General features: G+C 70.8%; 18 protein-coding genes, 1 pseudogene and 1 riboswitch. Of the genes and pseudogenes, 10 read left to right on the top strand and 9 right to left on the bottom strand.

Translation table 11 applies throughout. The annotated features are described in order from the left end of the window. The coding region (locus tag ABDW35_RS16670) for a helix-turn-helix transcriptional regulator (protein WP_343715005.1) at positions 1 to 287 on the bottom strand (287 nt) is incomplete at its 3' end. Positions 288 to 373: 86 nt separating this feature from the next. Between ABDW35_RS16670 and ABDW35_RS16665 the strand changes: the two genes are divergently transcribed. The 5 genes from ABDW35_RS16665 to ABDW35_RS16645 all read left to right on the top strand — a co-directional run bounded on the left by ABDW35_RS16665 (position 374) and on the right by ABDW35_RS16645 (position 4,467). Then, entirely contained in the window at positions 374 to 1,495 is a 1,122-nt protein-coding gene (locus ABDW35_RS16665) for an aminotransferase class I/II-fold pyridoxal phosphate-dependent enzyme (protein ID WP_343715004.1), read from the top strand. A 273-nt stretch (positions 1,496 to 1,768) separates the two neighbouring features. After that, positions 1,769 to 2,728, top strand: coding sequence for an N-acetyl-gamma-glutamyl-phosphate reductase (argC, locus tag ABDW35_RS16660; RefSeq protein WP_343715003.1), 960 nt, complete (start codon positions 1,769 to 1,771; stop codon positions 2,726 to 2,728). A gap of 8 nt (positions 2,729 to 2,736) precedes the next feature. After that, positions 2,737 to 3,288, top strand: a complete 552-nt coding sequence (locus ABDW35_RS16655; RefSeq protein ID WP_343715002.1) for a gamma carbonic anhydrase family protein — start codon at positions 2,737 to 2,739, stop codon at positions 3,286 to 3,288. An 86-nt stretch (positions 3,289 to 3,374) separates the two neighbouring features. After that, positions 3,375 to 4,280, top strand: a complete 906-nt coding sequence (locus ABDW35_RS16650; protein ID WP_343715001.1) for an SPFH domain-containing protein — start codon at positions 3,375 to 3,377, stop codon at positions 4,278 to 4,280. Between the two features lie 4 nt (positions 4,281 to 4,284). Continuing rightward, the gene (locus tag ABDW35_RS16645; RefSeq protein ID WP_343715000.1) at positions 4,285 to 4,467 is read left to right on the top strand and encodes an Arc family DNA-binding protein; all 183 of its coding nucleotides are present in this window, start codon (positions 4,285 to 4,287) and stop codon (positions 4,465 to 4,467) included. A gap of 169 nt (positions 4,468 to 4,636) precedes the next feature. Here the strand turns inward: ABDW35_RS16645 and ABDW35_RS16640 are convergent, their stop codons facing one another. After that, a complete protein-coding gene (locus ABDW35_RS16640) occupies positions 4,637 to 5,560 on the bottom strand; it encodes a lysophospholipid acyltransferase family protein (RefSeq protein ID WP_343714999.1) in 924 nt (307 codons plus the stop codon). A gap of 315 nt (positions 5,561 to 5,875) precedes the next feature. On the opposite strand from ABDW35_RS16640, the gene ABDW35_RS16635 reads away from it, so the two are divergent. Together ABDW35_RS16635 and ABDW35_RS16630 are read left to right on the top strand one after the other, a co-directional pair. Continuing rightward, positions 5,876 to 6,052, top strand: coding sequence for a hypothetical protein (locus tag ABDW35_RS16635; RefSeq protein WP_343714998.1), 177 nt, complete (start codon positions 5,876 to 5,878; stop codon positions 6,050 to 6,052). 24 nt (positions 6,053 to 6,076) lie between these two features. Next, positions 6,077 to 7,450 (top strand): tetratricopeptide repeat protein, encoded by a 1,374-nt coding sequence (locus tag ABDW35_RS16630; protein ID WP_343714997.1) that lies wholly within the window; start codon positions 6,077 to 6,079, stop codon positions 7,448 to 7,450. A gap of 158 nt (positions 7,451 to 7,608) precedes the next feature. Here the strand turns inward: ABDW35_RS16630 and ABDW35_RS16625 are convergent, their stop codons facing one another. Further along, positions 7,609 to 8,337, bottom strand: a complete 729-nt coding sequence (locus ABDW35_RS16625; RefSeq protein ID WP_343714996.1) for a DUF6065 family protein — start codon at positions 8,335 to 8,337, stop codon at positions 7,609 to 7,611. Between the two features lie 99 nt (positions 8,338 to 8,436). Here ABDW35_RS16625 and ABDW35_RS16620 point away from each other — a divergent pair, with 99 nt between their 5' ends. Then, complete coding sequence (locus tag ABDW35_RS16620; protein WP_343714995.1) at positions 8,437 to 9,210, top strand: transporter substrate-binding domain-containing protein; 774 nt, start codon at positions 8,437 to 8,439, stop codon at positions 9,208 to 9,210. A 58-nt stretch (positions 9,211 to 9,268) separates the two neighbouring features. Here ABDW35_RS16620 and ABDW35_RS16615 read toward each other — a convergent pair whose 3' ends face one another. From ABDW35_RS16615 to coaA, 5 genes are all read right to left on the bottom strand, one after another. Continuing rightward, positions 9,269 to 9,502: a hypothetical protein gene (locus tag ABDW35_RS16615; protein WP_343714994.1), complete on the bottom strand. Its 234-nt coding sequence runs from the start codon at positions 9,500 to 9,502 to the stop codon at positions 9,269 to 9,271. 24 nt (positions 9,503 to 9,526) lie between these two features. After that, positions 9,527 to 9,691, bottom strand: a complete 165-nt coding sequence (locus ABDW35_RS16610) for a hypothetical protein (RefSeq protein WP_343714993.1) — start codon at positions 9,689 to 9,691, stop codon at positions 9,527 to 9,529. 102 nt (positions 9,692 to 9,793) lie between these two features. Then, positions 9,794 to 10,003, bottom strand: a complete 210-nt coding sequence (locus ABDW35_RS16605) for a cold-shock protein (RefSeq protein WP_034847508.1) — start codon at positions 10,001 to 10,003, stop codon at positions 9,794 to 9,796. A gap of 207 nt (positions 10,004 to 10,210) precedes the next feature. Then, the gene (locus tag ABDW35_RS16600; RefSeq protein WP_343714992.1) at positions 10,211 to 10,975 is read right to left on the bottom strand and encodes a phosphotransferase; all 765 of its coding nucleotides are present in this window, start codon (positions 10,973 to 10,975) and stop codon (positions 10,211 to 10,213) included. A 2-nt stretch (positions 10,976 to 10,977) separates the two neighbouring features. Next, entirely contained in the window at positions 10,978 to 11,943 is a 966-nt protein-coding gene (gene coaA, locus ABDW35_RS16595) for a type I pantothenate kinase (protein WP_343714991.1), read from the bottom strand. Between the two features lie 102 nt (positions 11,944 to 12,045). Then, positions 12,046 to 12,156: riboswitch (SAM-I-IV-variant riboswitch) on the top strand. Positions 12,157 to 12,200: 44 nt separating this feature from the next. Here coaA and ABDW35_RS16590 point away from each other — a divergent pair. Beyond that, positions 12,201 to 12,476 (top strand): hypothetical protein, encoded by a 276-nt coding sequence (locus ABDW35_RS16590; RefSeq protein WP_343714990.1) that lies wholly within the window; start codon positions 12,201 to 12,203, stop codon positions 12,474 to 12,476. A 185-nt stretch (positions 12,477 to 12,661) separates the two neighbouring features. Here ABDW35_RS16590 and phaC read toward each other — a convergent pair whose 3' ends face one another. Next, positions 12,662 to 14,392, bottom strand: coding sequence for a class I poly(R)-hydroxyalkanoic acid synthase (phaC, locus tag ABDW35_RS16585; RefSeq protein WP_343715006.1), 1,731 nt, complete (start codon positions 14,390 to 14,392; stop codon positions 12,662 to 12,664). Between the two features lie 612 nt (positions 14,393 to 15,004). Here phaC and ABDW35_RS16580 point away from each other — a divergent pair. Then, positions 15,005 to 15,803 (top strand): annotated as a pseudogene (locus ABDW35_RS16580) (hypothetical protein); the annotation flags it as partial.

Genomic DNA, 15,803 nt, shown 5'->3' with positions numbered 1-15,803 from the left:
CTGCCGGCTTCGCTCTGCCACATCGTCGCGAACTCCGCGGGCGGGATCAGCCGGGCCGGGGCCGCGGACCCGCCGCCGACCAGCTCGGCGAAGCCGATGCCCAGCGCCGCCGCGATCTCCGCCAGCGTGGCGATGCTCGGATTGGTCTCGGCCTTTTCGATCAGCGCCAGCATCCGGGGCGACACGCCGCTGCGCTCGGCCAGCGCCGCCTGGCTCAGCCCGCGCGCCTGCCGCTCCTGCCGCAGCCTCCGGGCGATCCGCTGCAGCACCTCCTGCGACGATGTCATCGGCGGTCCCCTCATTCGCATCTTGTTGCTGATCGATATGTAATATATTGCAAATGCGCATGGCGATGGATTTCGAGGATGCGACGATGACCTTCCAGCCTTTCGAGCTCGAGCAGTGGCAGTCGGAGTGGGAGCACACGGTCGAATACAACCTGGCCGACAGTTCGGTGCGCTGCGCCGCGGTGCGTGAGGTGCTGGGGCCCGGCGCGGTCGACCGGCTGCTGGACCAGGTGCTGTTCTACCCGCAGGTCAACGGCACCGACGCGTTGCGGGCGCGGATCGCCGGGCTGTATGAGGGCGCCACGGCCGACCAGGTGCTGGTCACGGCCGGCGCGTCCGAGGCGAACCAGATCCTGTGCCAGGCGCTGCTGTCGCCGGGCGACGAGATCGTGGTGATGGAGCCGGGCTACCGCCAGGTCTGGGGCATCGCCCGCAACCTCGGCTGCACGGTGAAGAGCTTCCCGCTGCGGCCCGACCAGGGCTGGCGGCCGGACCTCGACGCGCTGGAGGCCGCGGTCGGCCCGCGCACCCGGATGATCGCCATCGTCAACCCGAACAACCCGACCGGCAGCATCCTGACGGCGGAGGAGGCGGCGCGGATCACCGCCATCGCCCGGAAGGCCGGCGCCTGGCTGCATGTCGACGAGGTCTATCGCGGCACCGAGCGGCTGGCGGACGCCGAGACGCCGAGTTTCTGGGGCGGCTATGAGCGGACCGTCGTGGTCGGCAGCCTTTCCAAGGCCTATGGCTTGGCCGGCCTCCGGGTCGGCTGGCTGGTCGGCCCGAAGGACCTGGTCGAGGAGGCATGGCGCCGGCACGAATATGTCGTCATCGCCACCGCCGGCCCGTCGATGCTACTGGCCGAGCTGGCGCTGGAGCCGGCGACCCGCGAGCGGCTGGTGGCCCGGCAGCGCGAGCTGTCGCGCCGCGGCTGGGACGGGCTGGAGCGCTGGATCGGCGCGAATTCCGAGCTGGTCTCGGCGGTGCCGCCGGCGGCCACGGCGCTGGGCTTCGTCCGGGTCCATCTCGACCTGGATTCGGTCGCGGTGGCCGATGCCATCCGGCGCAAAGCGTCGGTGCTGGTGGCGCCGGGCGTCTATCTCGGCGCCGAGCACCATCTGCGCATCACCCATGGCTACGAGCACGCCCCGGCCGCGCTGGACCGGATCTCGACGGTGCTGCGCGAGTTGAAGGCGGGGCGGGGCTGAGGGGCCGGTCCTCTTGCCTCTCCTCGGAGTCCTTTTCACTGGTCCCACCGTCATTGCGAGCGCAGCGAAGCAATCCATGCATCCGCTCTTGCGGGCCGATGGATTGCTTCGTCGGCTTCGCCTCCTCGCAATGACGGCAGGGGAGGGGCGAGGGCGGCGCCTGGCCCATCAACCATCGTCCCGCAAATATCCGCCATGACCCTGTTGCCGGTTCGGCCAGGGGCCCGGATGTGTTAAGTCATCGCTGACTGATCTCTTTCCGAGGGCAAGGCGATGCCGGCGACGGTGTTCATCGATGGCGAGGCTGGTACGACGGGGCTGCAGATTCGCGACCGTCTGGCCCGCCGCGCCGATGTCGAGATCGCCAGCCTGGCCGATCACGAGCGCAAGGACCCGGCCGCCCGCCGGCGGCTGCTGAATTCAGTCGACGCCGCCATCCTGTGCCTGCCCGACGACGCGGCGCGCGAGGCAGTGGCGATGGTCGAGAACCCGGAGGTGCGGGTGATCGACGCCTCGACCGCTTATCGCACGGCGGAGGGCTGGACCTACGGCTTCCCCGAGCTGGCGCCCGGCCAGGCCGAGGCGGTGGCCAAGTCCAAGCGCATCTCCAACCCCGGCTGCTACCCGACCGGCGGCATCGCCCTGCTGCGGCCGCTGATCGACCGCGGCCTGGTGCCGGCCGACTATCCCATCACCGTCAACGCGGTCAGCGGCTACACCGGCGGCGGCAAGAGCCTGATCGCCCGCTACGAGGCCGAGAAGAAGGGCCCGCCCTTCTTCCTCTACGGGCTGAAGCTGGCGCACAAGCATGTGCCGGAGCTGCAGCGCTGGTCCGGCCTGGCCCATGCGCCGATCTTCGTGCCCTCGGTCGGGCACTTCGCCCAGGGCATGCTGGTCTCGCTGCCGCTGCATCTCTGGTCCCTGCCGAAGCGGCCTTCGGCCGCCGACCTGCATGCGGCGCTGGCCGAGCACTACCAGGGCCAGCCCTTCGTCACCGTGGCGCCGCTGGCCGACAGCGAGGCGCTGGCGGAGCTGGAGCCCGAAGCGCTGAACGGCACCAACCAGCTGCGCCTGTTCGTCTTCGGCAACGCCAAGACGGGGCAGGCGCTGCTGGTGGCCCAGCTCGACAATCTCGGCAAGGGCGCATCTGGTGCCGCGGTGCAGAACCTGAACCTGGCGCTGGGCCTGGCCCCGACCGCCGGGCTGCTGCCGTCGCACTCGCAGGCGGCCTGAGCCGCATCATGGCCGCCGGCGCGGTGATCCTGCCCTATCGCGACAAGCTGCCCCGCATCGCGCCGGACGCCTTCATCGCGCCCGGCGCGGTGGTGATCGGCGATGTCGAGATCGGGCCGGGCTCCAGCATCTGGTTCGGCTGCGTCATCCGCGGCGACATGCAGCCGATCCGCATCGGCGCCCGCACCAACATCCAGGACGGCACGGTGATCCATGTCGCCTCGGCCGACGGCCCGACCCATATCGGCGACGACGTCACCATCGGCCATATGGCGCTGATCCATGCCTGCACGCTGGCGGATCGCAGCTTCGTCGGCATGAAGGCCTGCGTCATGGACCGGGCGGTGGTGGAAAGCGGCGCCATGGTCGCGGCCGGGGCGCTGCTGACCCCCGGCAAGCGCGTGCCGGCCGGCCAGCTCTGGGCCGGCGGCCCGGCCCGCTTCGTGCGCGCCTTGACCGACGAGGAGCATGCGCATCACCGCAAGCTGGCGGAGGGGTATGTCGCGCTCGGCGTCGAATACCGCGCCAATGTGGTGCTGGACGCCGGGACCGCCCTCTGACCCTTCCTCGGCCGTGCTCTTGCCCAGCGGCTCCGCTTCGTCTATTTATGATATCATAAATAAATCACATAAGGAGCCTTCCCGCCATGAGCACCGCCCCTGCGATCAGCGATCGCGCGGCCAGGACGACCAGCGGCTATGCCGCATTGGCGCTCGCCCTGGCGGTCCTGGCGGTCCCCGCCTATCTCCTGATCGCGGTGATCCGGGGTGACGCGGGCCAGGACGGCAGCCGGGTGATCGCGGTCCTCTGCATCCTGGCGGCCGCCCTCATCGTCCGCGGCCTCTATATTCTGCAGCCGAATCAGAGCGCGGTGCTGCTGCTGTTCGGCTCCTACACCGGCACCGACGGGCGGCCCGGGCTGCGCTGGGCCAACCCGCTGGCCGGCAAGCGCAAGGTCAGCCGCCGGCTGCAGACCCAGGAGATCCCGGCGATCAAGGTCAACGACGCCGCCGGCAACCCGATCGAGATCGGCGCCGCCGTGGTGTGGCATGTCCGCGACGCCGCCAAGGCAGTGCTGCAGGTCGACGACTATCCCGGCTTCGTGCGGCTGCAGAGCGAGACGGCGCTGCGGCGGATCGCCAGCACTCATCCCTATGACGATTGGGAGGAGGAGACGGCGGCGTCCGCCGGCAGGGTCTCGCTGCGGGACGGCGGCGAGCAGGTGACCGACGAGCTGGCGCAGGAGCTGCGCCAGCGGCTGGAGCGGGCGGGGATCGAGGTGGTCGAGGCCCGGATCACCCATCTGGCCTATGCGCCGGAGATCGCCGGGGCGATGCTGCGCCGCCAGCAGGCCTCGGCCGTGGTGGCGGCGCGGCGCACCATCGTCAAGGGCGCGGTCGACCTGGTCGACGAGGCCTTGACCGGGCTGCGCGAGAAGGCGATTGAGATCGATCCGGAGCGCAAGGCGGCGATGATCTCGAACATGCTGGTGGTGTTGGTGGGGGACAAGGATGCGACGCCGGTGATCAACACCGGGACGCTGTACAGCTAGGCGGATGGCCGGCCGACCCCCGGGCCCGGAACGCACGCCCTTCGCCCTGCGGATCGATCCGAAGCTGCTGGAGATGGTCAAGCAGACGGCGAATGCCGATCTGCGCAGCGTCAACGCGCAGATCGAGGTGCTGATCCGCGAGGCGCTGAAGCGGCGGGGGATGCTGAAGGGACCGGATGAGACCTGATCCCGCAAGCGGGACCTTTTGGAACACCGTCATTGCGAGCGCAGCGAAGCAATCCATGCACCGGCCTGTGCGGCACGATGGATTGCTTCGTCGGCTTCGCCTCCTCGCAATGACGGCGGAGTAGGCAACGAGAAGATGCCACAGGAGAGGGAGGCAACGCCTCGCCTGCCTAATCCTCGTTGCCCGCGGTCAGGCTGGCCTTGTAGGCCAGGACGCGCTGCCGCAGCTTGCGCGGGCGGGGCATCATCCAGCGCTTGTGCAGCCACAGCCATTGCTCGGGGCAGCCGCGGACCCAGCCCTCGACGACCCCGTTCAGCGCGATCGTCGCCGCCTCGATATCGGCCTTGCGGTCGCCGGTGCGCGGCATCGCCAGCGGCGGCTCGAACACCGCGCGGTAGCGGGCGCCGGCCTGGCGCTCGATCCGGACCGGGATGACGGCGCAGCCGAGATGGTAGGCCATGGCCACGGCGCCGGGCGAGGTCATGGCGTCATGGCCCATGAACGGCACCTTCAGCCCGCCATTGTAGCGCTGGTCGACCATCATCCCCAGCACGCCGCCGGCGCGCAGCACCGACAGGGCGCGCTTGGCGTCCGACCCCTCCATCCGCTTCTCCAGCAGTATGGTGCCGACCGAGCTGCGCATGCGGTGCAGCAGCCAGCCCACCAGCGGGTTCTTCGGCGGCCGGGCGATGGCGGTGAAGGGCACGCCGTGATTGGCGGCGACCGCAGCGCCGACCTCCCAATTGCCGAAATGGCCGATCGCCATGACCACGCCGCGGCCGCCGGCGCGGGCGGCCAGGAAATGCTCGATGCCCTCGACCTGGACGCGGCGGGCGCGCCGGCCCTCGCTGCGGCGCAGTTGGCCGAGATGCGGGAACTCTGCGATCACCCGGCCGAGATTGTCCCACATGCCGCGGATGACGCGCGCGCGCCCGGCGGCCGACAGCTCCGGCATCACCAGCTGCAGATTGGCGTCGGCGCGGCGCGAGGCGCCGAGGCGCGGGCCGATGGTGCGGCCGACCCAGCCGCCGAGGCCGGAGGCGGCGTCCAGCGGCAGCGCCCGCATCAGCCCGTACAGGGCATAGAGGGGCATGGCCTGCGCGGCGGCGGCGACATGGGGGCGACCGCGGTGCCGCCACCGTTTCCGGAGGCGCCGGACATACGCGGACCAGTCCGGCCTGACCGGTTCCGGGGAATCAGCTGTGCGGGAAATGGGCGGGCCTCGATGTGCTGGGGACCGGTCGCTAAGCGGTCCGCGGCGGCGTTCGTTGTGTTACAGGTGACATGAACGCATAGCCGCCGCCAGATGTTTCGCGTTTCCACATATTTCTTAACATAGAACGCCCCGGCCTTGCGCGGGATCAGCGAAACGCCATATCACGGCGGCCCAGCCCGAAAGGAGTGGCAGATGAAGAAGCCCGTGCCCCAGGCCGGGCCGAAGCGGCGCGATCCGCATGCGCTGATCGCCCGCCGGCTCGGCCACAAGATCGTCCCGTCCGGCAAGGTCTACAGCCGCAAGGACAAGCACCGAAGCCCCCGCCGATCGGACGGGGGCTTCGTTCTTTTCGGGCCTGGGCTATCCTGACCGGGCCAGCAGGAGGATCCGGCCATGGGGCTCATCGACAGCCGCGGCGTTCCGGTCTCGACCACGAGCCGCGCCGCGCTCGACCGCTACGAGGCGGCCGCCCAGCGGCTGCACAGCTATTTCCGCGATCCGCTGGCGGAGATCGAGGCGGCGCTGGCCGAGGATCCGGGCTTCGTCATGGGCCATTGCCTGCGCGGCACGCTGATGGCGCTGGCCACCGAGAAGGCGGCCGAGGCGCCGCTGCGCCAGAGCGTCGAGGCGGCGGAGGCGCTGGTGACAGGCGCGAATGAGCGCGAGCGCGGCCATATCGCGGCGCTGCGGGCCTGGCTGGACGGCGATTTCGCCGGCGCGGTCGATGCCTGGGGCCGGGTGGCGGAAGCCTGGCCGCGCGACGGGCTGGCGCTGCAGGCCGCCCATCTCGGCGACTTCTATCTCGGCCACACCACGCTGCTGCGCGACCGCATCGCCCGGGCGCTGCCGGACTGGGACGACTCGGTGCCGGGCTATGGCTATGTCCTCGGCATGCATGCCTTCGGGCTGGAGGAGACCGGCGACTACCGCGCCGCCGAGGCCACCGGGCGCCGGGCCGTGGCACTGCAGCCGCGCGACCCCTGGGCGATCCATGCCGTCGCCCATGTGCTGGAGATGGAGGGGCGGCTGCCGGAGGGCGTCGACTGGCTGTCCGGCCGCAGCGGCGACTGGGCGCCGGACAACATGTTCGCCTTCCACAACTGGTGGCACCTCGCCCTCTACCATCTCGATCTCGGCGACACCGCGACGGTGCTGCGGCTCTATGACGAGGCGATCCGGCCGGCTCCGTCGCCGGTGGCGCTGGAGACGCTGGACGCCACGGCGCTGCTGTGGCGGCTGCATCTTCGCGGCGTCGACGGCGGCGCCCGCTGGGCCGAGTTGGCCGAGACCTGGGCGCCGATGGCGGAGGACGGCTACTACGCCTTCAACGACATGCACGCGATGATGGCCTTCGTCGCCACCGGCCGCGACGGCGATGCCGACCGGCTGCTGGCGGCCCAGGCCCGGCGCGCCGCAGCGGGCGGCACCAACGCGGCGATGACGGCGGAGGTCGGGCTGCCGGTGTGCCGGGCGCTGCGTACCTTCGGCGCCGGCGATTACGGCACGGTGGTCGAGCTGCTGGCGCCGGTGCGGGCGGTGGCATACCGCTTCGGCGGCAGCCACGCCCAGCGCGACGTGCTGAACCTCACCCTGGTCGAGGCGGCGCTGCGCGGCGGCCAGGCGGATGCGGCCCGGACCCTGGCGGCGGAGCGCGTCGCGGCCAAGCCCGGCAGCCCCTTCAACTGGCGCCTGAGTGCCCGTGCCTTGCGGCTGGCAGGGGACGAGGCGGGGGCGGTGGCGGCGGAGACGAGGGCGGGAGTTTCATAAAGTAACGTTTCTTAGTCCCCCCTCCCCTTGCGGGAGGGGGTTAGGGGGAGGGGGTTCCCGAAGCTTGCTCAGGCCGGCGGATCCTGCGTCGGCGGCACCAACCCCCTCCCCCTATCCCCCTCCCGCGAGGGGAGGGGGGACTCGTCTTCTTTTCCCGACTACCCCTCCCGGAACGGCCTCAGCCGCAGCTTGGTCTGGTGCTCGGGCGCGGGGGTGCCGTCGGTGTCCAGGCCGCGGTAGTAGCCCTTCTGCCACTTCGCCTCATTGGCCTCGGTGCCGGGCACCGGCAGGTCGGCCAGGAAGTCGGCGCGGCCGCGGTGGAAGGCCCAGTAGCGCGCCTCCAGCTCAGGGTCGTCGGACAGCGGCCGGATCTCCGGCTCCGCCGCCTCGACCGTGTCGCGCGCCAGCGGGAAGAACAGGCAGAACGGCTCGCCGGCCGCGAACTCGACCATGTGGTTCGGCCGGGTGAAGCGCCAGTTCATGGTGAAGCCATAGGGCGACCAGTCGGTCTCGACCACGCCGGTCAAGGCGGCGATGCCGTCCTTCGGCGCGTTGGTCGGGCCGGAGACCCAGAGGTTGCAGCCCGGCTCGGTGCGCAGCAGCAGCGGCACGTGGAAGGTCAGGATGCCGCTGCCGAAATGCCCGACCGCCGGCGGGGCGCCGTCTCCCGTGGCCTCGACCCGCACCGACTCCGGCGCCGTGCCGCCATCCCACCAGGCGCGGATCGGGGACGGGCACAGGATCTCCCAGCCATGGGCGTTGGCGATGTTCAGCGGCAGGCAGCGATAGGCGAAGCCCTCCGGCGTCGCCGACATCCAGTCGCGGGTGGCCGGGGCCGGCCGGATCTCGGGATGGCCCCCGCCGATGGTGTAGGCGATCAGCTTCATGCCGGCGATGGTAGCGGCGGCCGGCCGCGCCGACGACCCTGTTGGTGAGGCCGCAATTGTCCGACTAAGATCCTGGCCGACTCAAAACCGGGAGGAACCATGCGCCTGCTTGCCGCCGCCCTGCTGCTCGTCCTGCCTGCCGCCGCCGCGGCCGCGGCGGACCGCACCGACACGCTCGACGCCGTCGCCAAGGCGGGGGTGCTGAAAATCTGCACCACCGGCGACTACAAGCCCTTCACCTATCTCGACCCGGCCAAGGGCGAGTATCAGGGCATCGACATCGACATGGCGAAGGATCTGGCCGCGGCGATCGGCGTGAAGGCGGAGTTCGTCAAGACCAGCTGGAAGACGCTGATGGCGGACTTCACCAGCGGCGCCTGCGACATGGCGATGGGCGGCATCAGCGTGACCCTGCAGCGGCAGAAGCAGGCCTTCTTCAGCATCCCGATCGATGTCGACGGCAAGACGCCGATCACCAAATGCGAGAATGTCGACAAGTTCGCGACGGTGGAGCAGATCGACCAGCCGGGCGTCACGGTGATCGAGCCGCCGGGCGGCACCAACGAGGCCTTCGCGCGTGAGAAGATCAAGTCGGCGAAGGTCGTCATCTTTCCGGACAACGTCACGATCTTCGACGAGATCCTGGCCGGCCGGGCCGATGTGATGATCACCGATTCCAGCGAGACCCGGCTGCAGCAGAAGCTGCGCCCCGGCCTGTGCGCGGTGCATCCCGACCAGCCCTTCACCTTCGCCCAGAAGGCCTATCTGCTGCCGCGCGGCGACGTGGTGTTCAAGGCCTTTGTCGACCAGTGGCTGAACCTGCGCCTGCACGACGGCAGCCACGCCAAGTTCAGCGCCGCCTGGTTCGGCTGAGGCACGAAAAAGCCGGGCTCTCCGGAGCCCGGCTCGGGATCTGGCCGCTGGGCGTCGGCTACTGGCCGCGCAGCCGGGTCATGGTCTTGATCGGGCCGCGGGGATTGCCGGACATCTCGGCGATCTTGCGGTCCTGGGCCTCGATGAAGGCGCGCACGGCATCCTCGCCGTCCAGCCCGTCGGCCTCCGCGCGCGGCACCTTGCGGTTCGAGCTCAGCGTGCCGTCCTGGTAGACGATGTTGAACAGCACGAAGGCGCTGTCGTTCGATTGCTTCTTGTTGTTCCGGGCCATGGGGCTCTCCGGTGACGGGTCGGGTCAGGACGGATCGGTCTCGTCGTCCCGAGGCGGCTCACCGCTCTCCTGGGCGGCCTTGCGGCGGGCGCTCTCTTCCTCGCGCTTCTGCAGCTTTTCCTGCTTCTTCTGTTCCTTGAGGCGGTTACGCTCGCTGCGCTGCTGATTGTAGTTCGGCTTGAACGGCATGACGGCCTCCCTCTGGCGCGATGCGTGGGCATCGCCGGTCTGTCACAAGAAAAGGAGCGCCCGACGGCGCGGGCGCTCCTGTTCCGCTCCGCAGTCGAAGGCTCAGACGGCCTTCAGATTCTCCGCCGAGGTCTTGCCGCGCTTCGGATCGCGCTGCTCTTCGTAGGAGATCTGCTGGCCTTCGTTCAGCCCACGCAGGCCGGCGCGCTCAACGGCCGAGATGTGGACGAACACGTCCGGGCCGCCGCTCTCCGGCTGAATGAAACCGAAGCCTTTGGTGCTGTTGAACCACTTGACGGTGCCGATCGGCATCGCTTTTCCTCCAATTGGGGTCGCGCCGCGCGCAGCCGCGCAACGCATCAGACGGTAACGGGGAAAGGCGAGGGATCCGCGGCCGCAAGGGCATGGCAGGCCGGCCGTCCGAACCAGAATGACCCGATAAACATGGGGGACGACGGCCGCAATGGCAAGTTCGACGGCGGAAACGGCCTGTAGCTTGGGGTTCCGCCGCCCCGCGGGTCAGGGCGGTGGCCCCGCCTCCGCCAGCCGCAGCAGCGCCTCCACCTGGTCCGGCACGCCCTCGGCCAGGCGGGCGGCGGCGACCGCCGGCAGCCAGGCCAGGATCCGGTCCCGGCCGATGCAAGCGGCCGCCGCATAGGCCTCGACATAGGCGGCGGCGACGTCGGGCGCGACGGGGTGGATCAGCACGTAAGAGCGGCAGACATCCGCCGCCGGGTCGCCGGCGCAGGCGTCCAGCCAGTCGACCACCACCTCCCGGCCCGGCCGCCCCAGGATGTTCCAGGGGTGGAAATCGCCGTGGCACAGCCGGTCGCCCTCCGGCAGCGTGGCCAGGCCGTCCAGCAGCCGGCGCGCCAGGGGCCGGCCCAGAGTCGCGGCCGCCCGGCCGATATCCGCCGCCAGCCGCCCTTTCAGTCCGGTGAGATGCGTCCCCGGGCAGTCATGGATCTGCCGGTGCAGCCGGACCATCCGCTCCAGCCCGGCCGCCGCTTCCCCAGAGCCGGGGCGCATCGCCTCGCCGAGGGGCGGGCCCTGTGCCCGGGTCATGGCAAGACCCCAGCGGCCGTCGACCTGCCCGACGGCGTGGACCTCGGGCACCGGCAGCCCATGGGCCCCGATCAGGGCCAGCACCGCCGCCTCGTGGAAGGCCGACGGCTTCGGCGCGGTCGCCGTCACGCGGTACAGCTTCACCGCCAGGGCGCCGCAGCCGAAGACCTCGGCCTCCTTGCCCGATCCGATCAGGGGGCCGAGCGGCGGCAGCTCCATGGCTACATCCGGCGCAGGGCGACGGCGTCGACCGAATGGTCGGCCGCCTTGTGCAGCACCAGCCGGGCGCGCTGCCGGGTGGGCAGGATGTTCTCGCGCAGATTCACGCCATTGATCTGGTCCCAGATCTCGCGGGCGGCGCGGCGGGCCTCCACCTCCGGCAGGTCGCGCTGGTGGTGGAAGAAGGAGGTCGGGTCGCGGAAGGCGGTGCGCTGCAGCAGCAGCCGACGCTCGACGAACCAGCGGGCGATGTCCTCCTCCTCGGCGTCGACATAGACCGAGAAGTCGAAGAAGTCGGAGGTGACGGCCGAGGCGCCCGCCGGGGCCTGCAGCACGTTCAGCCCCTCGAAGATCAGGATGTCCGGCCGCCGCACCACCTGCTTCTCGCCGGGCAGGATGTCGTAGGTCAGGTGGGAATAGACCGGCGCCTCCACCTCCAGCCGGCCGGACTTCACCGCGGCCAGGAAGCCGATCATCCGGCGCAGGTCGTAGCTCTCGGGGAAGCCCTTGCGGCGCATCAGGCCGCGCTCCTCCAGCACCTTCTTCGGCCACAGGAAGCCGTCGGTGGTCACCAGCGCCACCCGCGGATGGTCAGGCCAGCGCGACAGCAGCAGGCGCAGCAGCCGGGCGAAGGTGCTCTTGCCCACGGCGACGCTGCCGGCGACGCCGATGATGTAGGGCGGCGGCGGGCCGGGCCGGCCGAGGAAGGCGTCCTGCACCCCGTCCAGCGCCCGGGCGGCGGCGACATGCAGGTTCAACAGGCGCGACAGCGGCAGGTGGATGTCGGCGACATCGGCCAGCGACACCGGGTCATTCAGCCCGCGCAGCTCGGCCAGCTCGGCGTCGGTCAGCGCCATCGGCGTGGTCTCGCGCAGCGCCGCCCATTCGGCCCGGGTGAAGCGGTCATAGGCGGCGGGCCGGGCCGCGAACAGGTCCGGCACGGGCCGGGCAGAGGAGAGGTCGGGCATCGCGGGCTCGCCATTGACGGATGAGCAGGGTCCGATGATCCGGCCCTTCAAGGCAAGGCCTGCGATCCCCCTTGCGCCGCGCCACCGGCCGCGCTACACCCGGCCTCGCATCCAGAGCTGGGCTGACGCCCACGCCAACCTGCCTTCCCGGGCAAGGTGGTGGCCTCTCGCAAGAGGGGCGATGCGGCCGGACCGGCAACCAAACGGGTCGAAAGCCGCGCGTCAGCCCTCCTCGCAACCGCGATGGAGGGTTTTTCATGTCTGCTTCCCAGTCCGCGGCGATCCCGCTGGCCCGGCCCGGCGACACCGTCGAGCGGCTCGACGAGCGCTCCTGTCCCCATCCACGCGACCCGCAGCGGCGCGAGGTCCTCTACGCCGTGGTGCATCGCGGCGCCGGGCTGTGGACCCATCTGTACCGCGTCGTCGTCACCGCCGCGCTGCGGCCGGAGATCCATCTCGACCGCGTCCTCGAGGGCGACCGCCTGGCCGAGCTGCGCCGGGCCTACGCGCCGGTGGCCGACCTGGCGGCGTGATGTGCCGGATGGGCCGGAGCCACCCCCCTCTCCCGAAATCGCTGCGCGATTTCGACCTCTCCCCAAGGAGAGGTGTAAGGGGGCGCGGCTCAGAAACCCTCTCCTCGGGGAGAGGGAGGGGCCCGGCCCGTTAGGGCCGGGAGGGTGAGGGGGTGGCTCGCTCTCGCAAGGTATCTGTGATCGGCTCACGTCGCCCGCACATAGCGTCCGGGCGCATCCTCGATGGGCTTCAGCTTGCCGTCGCCGGGATGCCGGGCCGGGACCTGGCCGCCGGCGTAACGTGACACCCAGTCCTGCCATTCTGGCCACCAGGAGCCTTCGACCTGCTCCGCGCCCTCGAACCAAGCCTCCGGGCTCTCCGGCGTCTTCGCGTTCACCCAGTGGCAGTACTTCTTCGCCGCCGGCGGGTTCACCACCCCGGCGATGTGGCCGGAGGCGCTGAGACAGAAGCGCACCGGCCCGCCGAACAGCTGGGTCGCGGCATAGGTCGACGCCCAGGGCGCGATGTGGTCCTCGCGCGTCGACAGCATGAAGGTCGGGGTCCGGATCGTGGTCAGGTCGATCGGCACCCCGGCCAGGGTGATGCCGCCCGGCTGCACCAGCCGGTTCTCCTGGTACATGTTGCGCAGATAGAAGCTGTGCATCGCGGCCGGCATCCGGGTCGCGTCGCTGTTCCAGTACAGCAGGTCGAAGGGAAAGGGGTCCTTCCCCAGCAGGTAGTTGTTGACGACGAAGGACCAGATCAGGTCGTTGGCGCGCAGCAGGTTGAAGGTCGTCGCCATCGCCGAGCCTTCGAGATAGCCCTTGCCGGACATCTTGTGCTCGATCGTCCGCAGTTGCTCCTCGTCGACGAAGATGCCCAGCTCGCCCGGATCGGTGAAGTCGGTCAGCGTTGTCAGGTAGGTCGCGCTCGCGACCCGGTCCTGCTCGCCCTTGGCGGTCATCCAGGCCAGGGTGCAGGCCAGGAGGGTGCCGCCCAGACAGTAGCCGATGACGTTGACCTCGCGCTCGCCGGTCGCCTGCTCGACCGCGCCGATCGCCGCCAGCGACCCCTCCAGCATGTAGTCGGTGAAGCTCTTGGCGGCCAGGTGCCCGTCCGGGTTGACCCAGGACACGACGAAGACGGTGTGGCCCTGCTCCACCGCCCAGCGGATCAGGCTGTTCTGCGGCTTCAGGTCGAGGATGTAGTACTTGTTGATCCAGGGCGGGATGATCAGCAGCGGCCGCCGCGCCACCGTCTCGGTCGCCGGCGCGTACTGGATCAGTTGCATCAGCTCGGTCTCGAACACCACCTTGCCCGGGGTCACGGCGATGTTGCGGCCGATCTCGAAGGCGGTGCGGTCGGTCATGCTGATGGCCAGCTGGCCCTGGCCGCGCTCCAGGTCGGCCAGCATGTTCTCCAGCCCTTTGACCAGGTTCTCGCCGCGCGAGTCCAGCGTGCTGCGCAGCACCTCCGGATTGGTGGCGACGAAGTTCGACGGCGCCATCGCGTCGATGAACTGGCGGGTGTAGAAATCGACCTTCTTCGCGGTCTTGGCGTCCAACCCCTCGACTTCGCGCACCGACCCCTGAAGCCAGCGCGCGGTCAGCAGGTAGGATTGCTTGATGAAGTCGAAGACGGCGACCTCGCTCCAGGCCGGGTCCTTGAAGCGCTTGTCGCTCTTCTCCGCCGTCACCACGGGCTCCGCCTCCTGGCCCAGCAGGCGCTGGGCGGTGCGGCTCCACAGCGTGGCGTAGTCCTGCCACAGCGACATCTGCGCCTGCACCAGCCGGGTCGGGTCGGCCATCAGCCGCTGGGTCATCGCTAGGAAGGCGGTGCCGATGTTCAGCGGGTCCAACTCCGGCGCCTCGACCCGGCCCTGCTTCTCTAGGAAGGCGGTGACCAGCTTGGCGCTGCGCTCGGCGATCTCGACCATGCGGCGGGCCAGCTCGGCCGGGTCCGACGCGGGCGCAGCCTCCGGCGCCGCGGCAGCGGCCGGGCGGGCCGCCGGCTTCGCCTCCTCGGGTCTGGCTCGGACCTCCGGCTTCGCCTCGCCGGACGCCGCTTGGGCGTCCGGCCGGGCAACCTCGGCTTTGGCCCGGGGCTTCGGCTTCGCCGCCACGGGCGCCGGCCGGGCGGGTGCGGGCTTCGTGCGGGATTTCGGCTTGGCCTCGACGGGGGCCGTCCGGGCGTCCGGCTTGGCGGCCTCGGGCTTCGCTTGGGATTTCGGGTTGGCCTGCGCAGGCTTGGCCCGCGCCGCCGGCTTGGCGCCGGCAGCCTTGGCTTCCGGATCTGCGGCCGCGGCCTTGCGCCCGGCGGCGGCCTTGATCCTGGCCCCGGGGCCGGCTTCGCCGGCCTTCGCCCGGCGGGCAGCGGGGCGGGCGCGCTCGGTCATGAAGGTCTCCCTGGCTGCGGCGGCGTCGCCCGAGGCGCAGATTCGGGGGGCCGAATGCCGCTTATCTGCCACTTTGCACGGCCATCCTCTTTCCAGTCCACCCTTTCAACGAAGTGTGCTAGGCACGTGCCCATGCGTCGCACCGGCTCTCTCATGATCGCTTCCGCCCGCCCCGGCCTTCCGGTCCGTGGCGCCGTTGCCACCGTCGCCCTCGGCCTAGCTCTGGCGGGCTGCGGCGGCCGCATCTTCGACGGCACGCCCTATGCGGGCGACGTCCAGGCCTCCGTGCCCAAGGTCGAGACCGCCGAGGTCACGCCGCTCGGGCCGGCCGAGCCGCCGCCGGTGCCCAGCGTCGGCGGCCCCCTGGGCACGGCGCCGACCGGCGACACCAAGACCTATACGCTTCCGGCCCTGGCGCAGACCGACGCCGACCGCGCCGCGATGCAGCAGGCCCGGGCCCAGCAGGCCGGCATGCAGCAGCAGCGCCGGGCGCAGATCGAACAGCAGCGCCAGCTCGCCTTCCAGCGGCAGCAGCAGATGGCGGCGCAGCAGCAGGCCGCCCAGCAGCAGGCGGCGGTGCCGCAGCAGCAGCCGACCGGCACGGTGGCGCCGATGAGCTTCGGCAGTCGCCGCAACACCGCCGCGCCGCCGGCGATGGATTCGATGCCGCGCCCGGCCTCGCCGCAGACCTATCCCAGCCTCGGCACCGTGCCGGAGAAGCCGACCGACCTGCCGACGCCGGAGCAGCAGGCGGCGGTGCGCAGCCAGCTGGAAGCCGATCGCGCCGCCTCGGGCGCGCCCGGGGCGCTCAGCTTCGGCAACCGCGGCGCCGGCCAGCAGGCCGCGACCGCCCCGGAGCCGAAGCCGGCCTTCAGCTTCAACAACCGTGTCGCCGGCACGGTGAAGTTCGAGGGCGGCAGCACCGCCCTGCCGGCCTCGGCGAACAGCACCA

Origin of the sequence: Inquilinus sp. (assembly GCF_039594555.1) — a bacterium.
GTDB lineage: Bacteria > Pseudomonadota > Alphaproteobacteria > DSM-16000 > Inquilinaceae > Inquilinus.
The sequence above is the reverse complement of the archived record's forward strand: the minus strand, read 5'-3'. Positions and strand labels throughout refer to the sequence as shown.